Here is an 11,090-nt window from a genome sequence, read left to right as displayed (position 1 = left end):
GGCGCGGATCTGGCGTGAAACGATCACGGTAAAGGATGAAGACGTGAGCAACATTTCGCCAATTGGCAGTCGCGAGACCGTTGCCGAGAGTTTCGAGAACCTGTCGGCCGAACAGCAGTCCTGGCTTGTCCTGTTAATGGAGAGCCCGTCGAGCGATGACCTTCTCCTGTCGGGTCTGCATCTCTACCTGGATAAAGCGAGCGAAGGACGGTTTCTCAACTCTTTGAAACTGGAAAAATCTGGTGGATGGCTTGGCAATGCAGCGCCGGCGCGGATGCAAATCCGGATTGCGGAAGCGGCGAAATCCAGCCAGCACCCGGCTTATCAGGCGTTCAAGAAGGGTCTTGATCAGTCAGGCGGCTTCGAGCGCGCCTATCCAAAGGCTCGAGTCTGATCAAGTCGAGCAAAGCGCATCGAAACTGGCGGTAGCTTGTAGGCCAAGACCGCCCTGCCCCTCGCTGCGGGGCACCTCAGCAGCCTCGCTGCCGGCACGTGATGGCCGACAGCGGAGCTGGGGAGTAACTAATTACTGTGCAGCCTTGCCAACGCGGTGGCCGGCGTCCTGGGTGGCGTTCACGGTGTTCGCCGTGTCCTGGCCTACGCCGCGGATCGTGTTGCCACACGAGCTGAGCGAAGCTGCCGTTACGAAAAGTGCGGCGATAACCGTGACTGTCTTTGCCGTCATGTTAGAAAACTCCCTGGATGAAGATCAAATCGTTCGGAAAATCAATTTCCGGCACAGGAACGTTCCAGCTCGGAAAAAGTTCACGTGATCAAATGTGATGTGTCTGTTAGCGACCGCTGTGATGCTTTTTGGCAACAGCCCAATCGCGCCCGATGACCCCACCGCCGGTCCCAGCACAATGATACAGACAAATCGGTTGTCGCAGCGCGCGAACCGAGAGGTCGGTGTGAATTTGCCAATCTTTCCCCGTTACTGTGAGCGCGCACGCTACGCGGTCAATTACGGGGCAAGCCCATGACGGAACATTCATCTTCTCGGGTTTTGATCATGACTGCTGGCGGCATAAACCCGCAGGTGATGATCAATGCCATCCATCGGGAGTTTTCTGATCTCCACGTTATCCAGGAGGAAGCGGAACCGAAATCGGTGCTTCTGAAGCGGCGCGCGAAGCGGTTTGGATGGATGCATGCGCTTGCTCAGCTGGCTACGATGATTGCGTCACGGCTCGGCAAAGGCATCGCAGCGAGACGGTCTGAAGAGATCATTCACGAGCACGGGTTGATAGCGGCTCCCAACCCGGCAGTTCCTGTGACAGCCGTATCGTCCCTGAATGACGCTTCGTGTCACGCTGCGGTAAGTGCAATCCGACCGGCAGTCGTCTTCACGATATCCTGCCGTATCCTGTCATCCCGAACGCTTGCCGCGATCCCCTGCCCCGTGATCAACTTCCACGCCGGCATCAACCCGATGTATCGTGGCCAGATGGGCGGGTACTGGGCTCTCGTGGAAGGCGATGCGCAGAATTTCGGGGCAACCGTCCATCTCGTTGACAACGGGGTCGATACCGGCGGAACGCTTTACGAGAAACGGATATCTCCGGCCCGTTCCGACACGATGGCAACCTATCCGCTCCTGATGACGGCATCCGCGACGGATATCGCAATCAAAGCAATCCAGGATGCGATCACGGGCAATCTGAAGCCGTATGAACCAGCCGGGCCATCAGCCCTGCGCTTTCCGCCGCCGATCTGGACATGGCTTTATCACGGCATCACCAAGAAGATCTGGTGATGCTAACGGAAATGCCCGAGTTCAGGCCGCCGTTGCCAGCGCGCCGAACGCTTCCCTCATGCTTTCCGCGACAGCCTTGGCCGGGGCCGAGAGATGGGGCGCGGTTAGAAGCCGAATGTCGAAGCTGATGAGTTCTGGCAGCCCTTCCTTGGCGCCCAGAACCTGCATGTCGCTCGTGACATAGGAAAGCGGGAATGGTGCGATCGCAAGGTCGGACACGACTGCTGCGCGCTGCGCCATCGTATGGGAGCTCGCATAGGCGATACGATAGGAGCGCTTGTGGCGATCGAGCTGAGAGATCGCATCCTGCCGCCACACGCACCCATCCTCCCAGACGGAGATCGGTAGCGGATCACGCAAGTAGGCATTGCCGCATTTAGCACCGGCCCATACGAGCCGTTCGGAATGGATCACTTCACCGGTGGTCGGGAACGGCCTTGTCGCGCAGTTGATCAGGGTGAGATCCAGCCGCTGCTCATCCATCCGCCGGCGTAACTGCAGGCTCTGGTCAACGGTGACATCGACCATGATCCCCGGAAAGCTCTCTCCGAAATCCTTCAGGAGCTTTGGAAGTAACCGCTCGGCGATATCATCGGGAGCGCCCAGCCTCACGACGCCCGCTAGATCGGGCATGACGAATCGCGAGACCGCTTCGTTCGATAGAGCGAGCATCCGGCGCGCATAGGACAAAAGCATTTCGCCATTCTGCGTCAACGACACCGAGCGCGCGTCCCGCAGGAACAGCGTCGTCTTCAACTGTTCTTCGAGCTTCTTGATCTGCATGGACACGGCCGACGGTGTTCGCAGAACCGCTTCTGCCGCAGTCGAAAAATTGCCCGTCTCGGCAATGGCAACAAAGGTTCTCAGGATGTCGATATCGAGCAATGGAAGAGGCGGTCGAAACGGAACGGTCATCGTCATCACCATCAATTAAATTGAACCTAAGCACCATATCATTTCGTTTGATTGAAAGTCAAACAGGTCGCACCCTTGGAAACACGACACGCCATCTCAAAACAAAACGAATCTTGATGGGATGGATCATTTTAATTCTCTTTTTTGATGACTGACCGCAGTTCACTTTGAATCGGCGTCCAGTGCTCGAACGAGAGCCCCAAGGAGAAAATCGATGAGCATCATGACCTATCGTGAGAGCGTACAGCCACGAACATCGCAGTCGTCGTTTGCGACATACTTCGGGCTTGCCCTGAGCACCGTTTCAAACCTGCGGGACGCATGGCGCCGCCGTCAAAATGAACAGGTCCTTGAGGGCCTGCCACCAGAAATCCGCAAGGATATCGGTTGGCCATCCACCGACAACGACCTCAGGCGCCAATGATGCGCAATACTCATGGCCTGCATGCGACATGCAGGCAGGTCTTGAGGCTGCGTCTTTTTTGATCGCCTGTTAACCAGATTATAGTGTGTGCGACCTTTGGACGTCGCAAATTTGACATTTCGCCGTCGTCAAATGTCCTTCTCCGTCACCGCCTTCCGTGTCAATGTCGCTTTTAAAGAAACGACCGGATTAACGGCGGCCAGCGAAGGGAACAGCGACATGGATATAACAAACCGTGGGCACGCGAAGAAACGCGCGCTCGTTTTCTTTCTTGTGCCGCATTTTACTATGCTGCCCTTTGCAGCTGCCGTCGAGACCCTGCGGATCGCAAACCGTATGCTTGGCTACGCCGCCTATACCTGGCGCCTCTGTTCCGTCGATGGCGAGAAGGTCTACTCGTCCAGTGGTATCGGTCTCGAAGTCAATTCCTCTCTTGCAGACGAACGCCGTCACCTGAGCGGTGAGCATCGCCCCAGCATGGTGCTGATGTGTTCCGGCATCTATGTGGAGGAGTTCAACAACAAGTCTGTCAACGCCTGGCTGCGCGAGACCTATAACCGCGGCACGGCTGTCGGAAGCCTTTGCACCGGCGCGCATATTCTGGCGCAGGCGGGGCTCCTGAACGGCAAGCGCTGCGCGATCCACTGGGAGAACCTCCCGGGTTTTGCCGAAGCGTTTCCACAGGCGGAAGTCTATGCGGATCTCTACGAGGTCGACTCCAACCTCTATACCTGCGCTGGCGGCACCGCGTCACTCGACATGATGCTGAACCTGATCGGCCAGGATTTCGGCGACAATCTTGTCAACCGGGTCTGCGAACAGCAGCTGACAGATCGCGTCCGCAACCCGCATGACCGCCAGCGTCTTCCCTTGCGCGCGAGGCTCGGGGTCCAGAACTCCAAGGTTCTGCAGATCATTGAGCTGATGGAAAACAATCTGGCCGAGCCGCTGTCACTGGTCGAAATCGCCGACGATGTCGGCCTGTCCCGCCGCCAGATTGAGCGGCTGTTCCGGCAGGAGATGGGGCGATCCCCTGCCCGCTACTATCTCGAGATCCGCCTTGACCGCGCCCGGCATCTGCTGGTGCAGTCCTCGATGCCGGTCGTCGAGGTTGCGGTCGCCTGCGGGTTCGTGTCGGCGTCTCATTTTTCCAAGTGTTACCGCGAGGTCTACAACCGCTCACCCCAGCAGGAACGCGCAGAGCGCAAGCTTTCGCTCAACACCGCACGCACCGGGGTCGTGGTGTAAGTTTTTTAAAGAGCGGCACCCCATCGATATGAGGTGCTGCTCGCTTTGCACACTCAGCAGCTCTCAAGAAATCAGGCAACGTTCCTGACGTCGGCTGCTGGAGCCTTCGAGCGCATCGTGCGGATCTGGATCAGCGTATCCAGGTTCTGGTTGACGCGGCAGTAGAACTCCTCGTCGATGAAGGGCCGCAACATGAAGTCATTGCCGCCGGCCTTCAAGAACCGGGCGGAAAGCAGCCGGTCCGACGACGAAGACACGCCGATCACGCGCAGTTCGTGGGAACCGCGAACCGAGCGGATGCGGCGCGTCAGTTCGAAACCATCGATATCGGGCATGTTGTAGTCGGTGACGACGAGACCGATATCGGGGCTCTTCTTCAGGATCTCGAGGGCCTTGGCGCCGTTCTCGGCGACACTGACCCTAAAGTTATAGCGCTTCAGACGACTCGACAGCAATGCGCGGGCGGTCATGCTATCATCGACGATCAGGACGTGATGGCGGTGGTTGGTCAGGAACCGGCAAACCGATTCCGCCAGCATGTCGACCGCAAAGACGTTGTCCTTCAGGATATAATCCACGATATCCTTGGCCAGTAGCCTATCGCGTGTTTCCTGCTGGAAGGTGCCGGTAAAGACGATGGTCGGGATCGACAGATCGATCAGGTATTCCAGCGCCTCTCCGTTTTCAGCACCCGGGAGGTTGATGTTGGAGATCGCAAGCGTGACAGGCTCGGTGGAGCGATCGTAAGCAAGCTGCAGATCTTCGAAGTTACGGCAGATCTCAATCTCGATGCCGAACAGTTCTTTCAGTCGGGTCCCGACCATCGACGTAAATACGTTGGAATCTTCCGCAAGCAATATGCGCGCATTCGCCAAAGATTCGCCGGAATATTGCATGCCGGAAATGCCGAGAAATGTCATGGTACCCTTTTAACCCCGATCCTTGCCCCATTTGTTTAACTCTATGCGAAGCAATTTTCAGAAGCGTTAATTAGGCAGTACTTTCACATCTTGAGCGCAGCGGTCATCGAGTTACCGCTGCCTAAAGTGAATGATGTATTATTCCGGTACCTTACCATTCTCGGCGTGTGGCTTTACGCGCCACCCGCCGTATCTCCCTCATCCGGCAGGACCGGCTTTCCGCGGTGGAAGACGATCTCCTGCTGCGGGAACGGAATCTCGATGCCCTCCGCGCGGAAGCGCTGCAGAATGGCGATCCTGAGGTTGTTCCGGATGCGAAGACCATCGCCCATGTCAGCGAGATGGAAACGAAGCTCGAAATTCAGCGACGACGGCCCGAATGTCAGGAACTCGACGTGAGGTTCCGGATTCCGCAGCACTTCGGGGATCTGGTCGACGAGTTCCAGCAGAATGTCCATCACCCGTTGCGGGTCAGCGTTGTAGCTGACAGCGATCGGAATTTCCGAACGGCCGATCTTGTTGCGATGCGTCCAGTTGCCGACCGCGGCGTTGATCAGGTCGGAGTTCGGCACGATGATAGATTGTTTGCGGAAGGTCTCGATCTCGGTCGCACGTACAGAAATCCGCTTGACGATGCCTTCGTTTGCACCCGTCACCACGTGGTCACCCACCTTGAACGGACGTTCCACAAGCAGAATCAGTCCCGAAACAAAGTTCGATACGATGTTCTGCAGGCCGAAACCGATACCGACCGACAGTGCAGACGCGACAAGAGCAAAGCTTGAGAGGTCAATGCCCGCAGCCGACACGCCGACGATGACGGCAAGTCCGACGCCGAGATAGCCGATGCCCGTCTTCACCGAGTTTCGGACACCGAGATCCACCTGGCTTCGAGCAAGAACGTTGTTGTCGATCCACTTCTGAACCCAGTGGGTGACGACAAAGCCTAATCCGAACAGAAGGATGCCGCCGAAAATGCCGACGATCGAGATTGAGACGTTACCGATCCGAATTTCGGTGAAGAAATTGTAGATCCATGCCTCGATATCGGTGGTCTGGAAGCCCCAGGTCAGAAGGATGAGCGGGATGCCGAGAAACAGGGCGAACGCATAGATGCCGAGGCCGGCAACAAGCCCTGTCTGGTCGAGCGCGACCTCGCCAAAATTGCGGCGCTCCGCCAGCTGCCGACCGGCGCCGGTGTTCTTGAACGCACCCTGCTTGGAGATCGCCTTGCCCGACAGGAAGCCCAGATAGACCAGGACGACAACCGCGCCGGTCAGCACGATCTGTGTCGCGACAAAACGAGCAAGACCAATATAGCCCGTCAGGACAGCAAGCAGAAGCAGCCCGCCCATGATCTTCAACAGACCGGAGAAAAACCGCGGCCAGGGATGGCCGGTACTGCCGCCACGATCCTCGCCCTCGGCAACGCGCGGCCGAACAAAGGAAATGGCGATCAGGATGAGACCAACGATGACAGCGGCGAAAAGGCTCTTGACGATCGTCAGAACCAGCGGCGAGTTCAATGCTTCGCTGATCGCGCCGAGAAGGTAATCCAGTCCGTTGACCACCGCCATAACGAGCACGGCCAATGTCAGCAGCCGCGCGCCCTTGTCGGTGATGCGCACCAGTCGCCATGCCGGCTCTCCCGGCGCCATTACGCCATAGGTGAGCTTCCAGACAAACGAGACGAACCAGATGAAGCCGAACAGCGAAGCAATGATCGGCGCCACATCGGGTCTGAGAACATTGAACCCATCGAGGAAGAGATAGGAGGTCACCAGAAAGGCCGCGATCGAGACCGTCTGGATCACGGTCGACCAGAAGGCGACCGAAAGACGCTTGATGTAGGATGGATCTTCCTGACCGTTGCGACGAATGAAGCGGCCGAAAATGCGGTAGCCGCCCCAGAGGAATAGGGCCGCAGCACCGATGGACAGCGCGATGGCGCTCAGAAGCTGAAGCAGCTTGAAGCGGATGACAAAGCCGATCCAACTGCCAAGCGTCGCGTTGAAGTTGTGCACTTCAGTTACGAAGGCATTGCCCGCCTCGATGAATAGATCGGCGTTCAATTCCGTATGACGAAACAGCGTCTGCGCGAACAGGGCACGGCGCAGGTTGGTGATCGTGTTGGCGAGATTTGTCGCGCTGTTGGCCAGGTTGTTGGCATCATCGACGATGAGGTTCAGCTCGGAACGCTCATTGACCAGCTTGCCGCGCTCCTCGGCGACGGCCGGCGCTTCCTGCGGCTGCCCTTCGGCCGGTGGTTCTCCGAGGCTCGTCAACCTGGACTGGATCTGCGTGACACGTGCCTTCAGCGTGTCAGACGCGCTGCGCATCTGTTCGACGATCTCTTCCGCCTGCAGGCGAAGCTCGGCCAGTCGGCCGTCGTCGGTCGTATCCTGCCTGACCTGATCGTTGAACGTGGTCAGCCGGCCGCGAAGGCTGTCCAATGTCTCCTTCATTTCATGATTGATCGAGTCGACCGTCACCATCGACTGTGGGTTTTGCTGAGCAGATGCCTGCGGTTGCCCGGCCTGCCCGGGGGCTGCCTGGCCCGGCGCGGTCTGGGCTGGTGCCGCTTGGGTCGGTGCAGCCGGGGTTGGCGCAGCCGGGGTCGGTGCAGCCTGGGTTGACGTCGTACCGTTTTGCGGAGCCTGCGCATTGGCCGTAAACGCTGCTGCGGTCACAAGCAGGACGATCATGGATGCGCGGATCGTTCGCGTCATCAGCGACAAGGGATCGAAGGAGTTCACGCGCACCGGTCTCTACTCTTCTCAGGACAATCGGAATCGCAGGCACGAATAGAGGCACTTCAAGGCGAAGAAAAGGACGTCCTGCACAGCTTGAAAATTCCTTGGGAACTTTGGAACATTCTGCTGCGTTACCAATCGCAAATTCAAAACGTGAGGGTAAGACATGGAAGAAGCAGGCATCGGCTGGATCGCAGCCATCATCATCGGCGGCATTGCAGGCTGGCTGGCAGAACAGTTCATGAAGAGCAATATGGGCGTCTTCATGAACATCCTTCTCGGCATCGTCGGCGCGATCATCGCCAACGCCATTCTCGGCTTCTTCGGCGTTGTGCTGGGCGGCTGGATTGGCTACCTCATCGCCGGCTTTATCGGCGCCTGCATACTTATTGCAGTTGCGCGCGCGTTTAGACGCTAAGCGCTGGTTAGATCAGGTCTGATCAAAAACCCGACCCCGGCAGAGCAAGATACTCGAGCTCTTCCGGGGTCGAATTGCGTCCGAGCAAAGCATTTCGATGCGGGAAGCGGCCGAACTGACGGATCACCTCCCGGTGCTTGACCGCGTAGTCGTGATATCGTTCGTCGCCGAGGAGAGCAAAAAGCTCGACTGCGCGATCCTGGTCTTCAAGCGCTTCCGAATGCTCGAAGGGCAGATACAGGAAGCACCGCTCATGCAGACCGGCGCCCGTATCGACACCTTCGTCAACTGCCAGCCTCGCCTCCCGCAACGCGATCCAATCTGTTGCGAACGCCAGCGGTGTGCCCCGATAGATATTGCGAGAAAACTGGTCGAGCACGATGATGGCCGCGAGATGCCCCTCGCGTGAACCTCGCCACGTATCCAGATCTCCATGCGCCAGAAACAGGTGAGTCGCCGCGAAATGCTTCGAGATTGCGACGTCCAGCGCAGGGTTCTTTTCGAACCATTTCTCCGGTCCCAGTTCGACGAACCAGAAATTCAGCACGTCTTCAGGGGGACGAACCGCTTCAGAACTCATCAAGCTTGCTCCAGTTGAACACCGTCGGACGCCTTGCCCATCATCACCAGCAGAGCCTCCACGACAAGCCTGTGATCGTCTCGCTGCGGGAGACCCGATACGGTGACTGCGCCGATACAGCCCGCCCCGTCCACCTTTACCGGAAAACTGCCGCCATGCGGTGCATAGTCGGCAATAGGAAGCGAGAACTTTGCCTCGAGTGTTGTCTCCTGCCTGGTCATTTTCAGACCCATTCCATAGCTCGACTGAAAGAAGCGCAGGACGACATTGCTCTTGCGCCGAACCCAGTCTTCGTTGTCAGGCATCGACCCCGGCAACGCCGTGTAAAAGAGTGGCATCGAGTGAAGCCGGATACCGATCGCGACTGGCAGCCCCTTCTCGATCGCCATGTCGCGCAGCAAAGAACCGAGTCGCCAGGCTTCGTCTGGACCAAAGCGGTCGAAGATCAGGGCCGCTTCCTGCTCGGCGATCCTGGCGATATCCTGTTCAAGCGTCATGGTATTTCCCCGTTTGTAGCCTCATTGATGACGGTGGAATTGGGGAATGTAAATATCCTGCCCGCCAGCGCCGTTGCTGATCTTCCGGCAGACCATCCGTTACGAGGTTTGCGGAAAGACAATTGTAAATTGCTTGTGCGCAACCGCGAAGAAGCGGATAGAGGAAATTACCTCCAATCCTTCCCATTCAGGCCTCCCTATCATGGATCTATTTACCGCTGCTGGCTTGGCTGCCCTCGTCGAGGTCATTGCCATCAATCTCGTGCTGTCCGGCGACAACGCGATCGTTATCGGTCTTGCCGCTGCCGGCCTTCCGGCGGACATGCGCAAGAAGGCAATCCTGTTCGGCATCGCGGCCGCAACCGTGCTTCGTCTGATCTTTGCAGCGGTCACCTCATACCTTCTCGGCATCGTCGGGCTGCAGCTTGTCGGCGGCCTGTTGCTCGCCTGGGTGTGCTGGAAAATGTGGAGCGAACTGCGTGCCCACGATACGGCAGACGCCGACGCGCTCAACGCTGCGGCCGCCAACCAACCGCAAAAGACGTTTTTTCAAGCGGCAATGCAGATCGTCGTCGCTGATGTGTCCATGTCACTGGACAACGTCCTTGCCGTTGCCGGAGCTGCTCAGGAGCATTCCGCAGTCCTGATCATCGGTCTCGTCGTGTCGATTGCGATGATGGGTATCGCTGCCAATTTCGTGGCGAACCTGCTCAACCGCTACCGCTGGATCGCCTATCTCGGCCTCGCCGTAATCGTCTATGTCGCAATCACCATGATCTATCACGGCACGATCGAAGTCTTGCCGCTGATCCAGTCTGCATAGTCTTTTCGGCTCGTTTTGAAACAGCGGTTTAAACGCTCATTATTATACAATCGAGATTGACCGTCGAATCAGAGCGCTGCCATTGAAGCAGGCCGGCTAGCAACGTTAGGTGGTCGCAGCCGGCAATAACCGGTCAGGGGCTCGCGGACCCCCAGCTCGAAAGTGCTGGTGAGCCCCGTCCAATCGTTGACTAAGGTCAAGGCCGGTTCGCGCCCGACGCGAGGCGGGTCAAACTTCGGTTATCCCCTGGCGTGATGCGATTGACCGTACCAGCACTCTCCTTTAGAAGCGGCATTCTTCCGAAGCAGGCTCTTCGGTGTGACGAATATTCCGGAGTTGGAACGGATGGCGGTGTTTCCGGCAGGAACACGAGAGACGGCCCGGTGCGCGCAGGACAAGCTCCCGTCGCAATGGGCAGTCTTTGTCGCGGCACTGCTGATCGCCTTCGTCGCTCTGGTTTCCGGCGGACTTCGCGATAGCCAGGCGATCCTGCGCATCGCGCATTCCAGCGAAAAGAGCTCGGAGACGCCACAAGCCAGCAAGCGCGATCCTATTCGCACGCTGGCGACTGCCGACCGCAGGGAGGCTGGTCCCAGCCAGTGGAGCGGCGCAGACGGCGCTTTGGCTTTCACCGCCTCGACACTGACGATTCCGGAATTTGCTCAGGCGATTGCATCCGCACTCACCGATGCCAACCCTATCGGCACGCATTGGCCGGCTCCGCTGCCGCGCGCACCGCCCGTCGTCTCCTGAGCG

13 protein-coding genes are annotated in these 11,090 nt (G+C 58.0%); 7 read left to right on the top strand and 6 right to left on the bottom strand.

What is annotated here, in order from left to right; all coding sequences use genetic code 11:
• Positions 1-43 precede the first annotated feature (43 nt).
• The gene (locus J3A65_RS08900; protein WP_209903405.1) at positions 44-394 is read left to right on the top strand and encodes a hypothetical protein; all 351 of its coding nucleotides are present in this window, start codon (positions 44-46) and stop codon (positions 392-394) included.
• A 132-nt stretch (positions 395-526) separates the two neighbouring features.
• On the opposite strand, the gene J3A65_RS08895 is transcribed toward J3A65_RS08900, so the two are convergent.
• Positions 527-685, bottom strand: a complete 159-nt coding sequence (locus tag J3A65_RS08895) for an entericidin (RefSeq protein ID WP_062457192.1) — start codon at positions 683-685, stop codon at positions 527-529.
• A 294-nt stretch (positions 686-979) separates the two neighbouring features.
• Between J3A65_RS08895 and J3A65_RS08890 the strand changes: the two genes are divergently transcribed.
• Entirely contained in the window at positions 980-1,756 is a 777-nt protein-coding gene (locus tag J3A65_RS08890) for a formyl transferase (protein ID WP_209900762.1), read from the top strand.
• Between the two features lie 21 nt (positions 1,757-1,777).
• Here the strand turns inward: J3A65_RS08890 and J3A65_RS08885 are convergent, their stop codons facing one another.
• On the bottom strand, positions 1,778-2,671 hold the full coding sequence (locus J3A65_RS08885) for a LysR family transcriptional regulator (protein ID WP_062458089.1): 894 nt from the start codon (positions 2,669-2,671) through the stop codon (positions 1,778-1,780).
• 214 nt (positions 2,672-2,885) lie between these two features.
• Here J3A65_RS08885 and J3A65_RS08880 point away from each other — a divergent pair, with 214 nt between their 5' ends.
• Together J3A65_RS08880 and J3A65_RS08875 are read left to right on the top strand one after the other, a co-directional pair.
• Positions 2,886-3,095, top strand: a complete 210-nt coding sequence (locus J3A65_RS08880) for a hypothetical protein (RefSeq protein WP_209900760.1) — start codon at positions 2,886-2,888, stop codon at positions 3,093-3,095.
• Positions 3,096-3,314: 219 nt separating this feature from the next.
• Positions 3,315-4,343 (top strand): GlxA family transcriptional regulator, encoded by a 1,029-nt coding sequence (locus tag J3A65_RS08875; protein WP_062458093.1) that lies wholly within the window; start codon positions 3,315-3,317, stop codon positions 4,341-4,343.
• A 71-nt stretch (positions 4,344-4,414) separates the two neighbouring features.
• Here the strand turns inward: J3A65_RS08875 and J3A65_RS08870 are convergent, their stop codons facing one another.
• Both J3A65_RS08870 and J3A65_RS08865 read right to left on the bottom strand, forming a co-directional pair.
• Entirely contained in the window at positions 4,415-5,263 is an 849-nt protein-coding gene (locus tag J3A65_RS08870; protein ID WP_174196706.1) for a response regulator, read from the bottom strand.
• Positions 5,264-5,436: 173 nt separating this feature from the next.
• Positions 5,437-8,025 carry a mechanosensitive ion channel family protein gene (locus J3A65_RS08865; protein WP_062457201.1) on the bottom strand — a complete coding sequence of 863 codons (2,589 nt, stop codon included), beginning with the start codon at positions 8,023-8,025 and terminating at the stop codon, positions 5,437-5,439.
• A 157-nt stretch (positions 8,026-8,182) separates the two neighbouring features.
• Between J3A65_RS08865 and J3A65_RS08860 the strand changes: the two genes are divergently transcribed.
• Positions 8,183-8,434, top strand: coding sequence for a GlsB/YeaQ/YmgE family stress response membrane protein (locus J3A65_RS08860; RefSeq protein WP_062457205.1), 252 nt, complete (start codon positions 8,183-8,185; stop codon positions 8,432-8,434).
• A gap of 22 nt (positions 8,435-8,456) precedes the next feature.
• On the opposite strand, the gene J3A65_RS08855 is transcribed toward J3A65_RS08860, so the two are convergent.
• Both J3A65_RS08855 and J3A65_RS08850 read right to left on the bottom strand, forming a co-directional pair.
• Entirely contained in the window at positions 8,457-9,014 is a 558-nt protein-coding gene (locus J3A65_RS08855) for a DUF924 family protein (protein WP_062457209.1), read from the bottom strand.
• A complete protein-coding gene (locus tag J3A65_RS08850) occupies positions 9,014-9,511 on the bottom strand; it encodes a heme-degrading domain-containing protein (protein ID WP_113166480.1) in 498 nt (165 codons plus the stop codon). Before J3A65_RS08850 ends, J3A65_RS08855 begins: the two co-directional genes overlap by 1 nt.
• 202 nt (positions 9,512-9,713) lie before the next feature.
• Here J3A65_RS08850 and J3A65_RS08845 point away from each other — a divergent pair, with 202 nt between their 5' ends.
• Together J3A65_RS08845 and J3A65_RS08840 are read left to right on the top strand one after the other, a co-directional pair.
• Positions 9,714-10,334, top strand: coding sequence for a TerC family protein (locus J3A65_RS08845; RefSeq protein WP_092662219.1), 621 nt, complete (start codon positions 9,714-9,716; stop codon positions 10,332-10,334).
• 318 nt (positions 10,335-10,652) lie between these two features.
• Complete coding sequence (locus J3A65_RS08840) at positions 10,653-11,087, top strand: hypothetical protein (RefSeq protein ID WP_192086612.1); 435 nt, start codon at positions 10,653-10,655, stop codon at positions 11,085-11,087.
• Positions 11,088-11,090: the final 3 nt, after the last annotated feature.

Origin of the sequence: Rhizobium sp. PvP014, from assembly GCF_017876855.1 — a bacterium.
GTDB classification, from domain to species: domain Bacteria; phylum Pseudomonadota; class Alphaproteobacteria; order Rhizobiales; family Rhizobiaceae; genus Neorhizobium; species Neorhizobium soli.
Note: the sequence above shows the minus strand (reverse complement) of the source record. Positions and strands in the feature narration are given on the sequence as shown.

Coding starts and splice junctions, on each gene's coding strand:
- J3A65_RS08880 (WP_209900760.1), top strand. CDS start 2,886: ATGAGCATCATGACCTATCGTGAGAGCGTACAGCCACGAACATCGCAG.
- J3A65_RS08855 (WP_062457209.1), bottom strand. CDS start 9,014: ATGAGTTCTGAAGCGGTTCGTCCCCCTGAAGACGTGCTGAATTTCTGG.
- J3A65_RS08895 (WP_062457192.1), bottom strand. CDS start 685: ATGACGGCAAAGACAGTCACGGTTATCGCCGCACTTTTCGTAACGGCA.
- J3A65_RS08850 (WP_113166480.1), bottom strand. CDS start 9,511: ATGACGCTTGAACAGGATATCGCCAGGATCGCCGAGCAGGAAGCGGCC.
- J3A65_RS08860 (WP_062457205.1), top strand. CDS start 8,183: ATGGAAGAAGCAGGCATCGGCTGGATCGCAGCCATCATCATCGGCGGC.
- J3A65_RS08870 (WP_174196706.1), bottom strand. CDS start 5,263: ATGACATTTCTCGGCATTTCCGGCATGCAATATTCCGGCGAATCTTTG.
- J3A65_RS08890 (WP_209900762.1), top strand. CDS start 980: ATGACGGAACATTCATCTTCTCGGGTTTTGATCATGACTGCTGGCGGC.
- J3A65_RS08885 (WP_062458089.1), bottom strand. CDS start 2,671: ATGACCGTTCCGTTTCGACCGCCTCTTCCATTGCTCGATATCGACATC.
- J3A65_RS08875 (WP_062458093.1), top strand. CDS start 3,315: ATGGATATAACAAACCGTGGGCACGCGAAGAAACGCGCGCTCGTTTTC.
- J3A65_RS08845 (WP_092662219.1), top strand. CDS start 9,714: ATGGATCTATTTACCGCTGCTGGCTTGGCTGCCCTCGTCGAGGTCATT.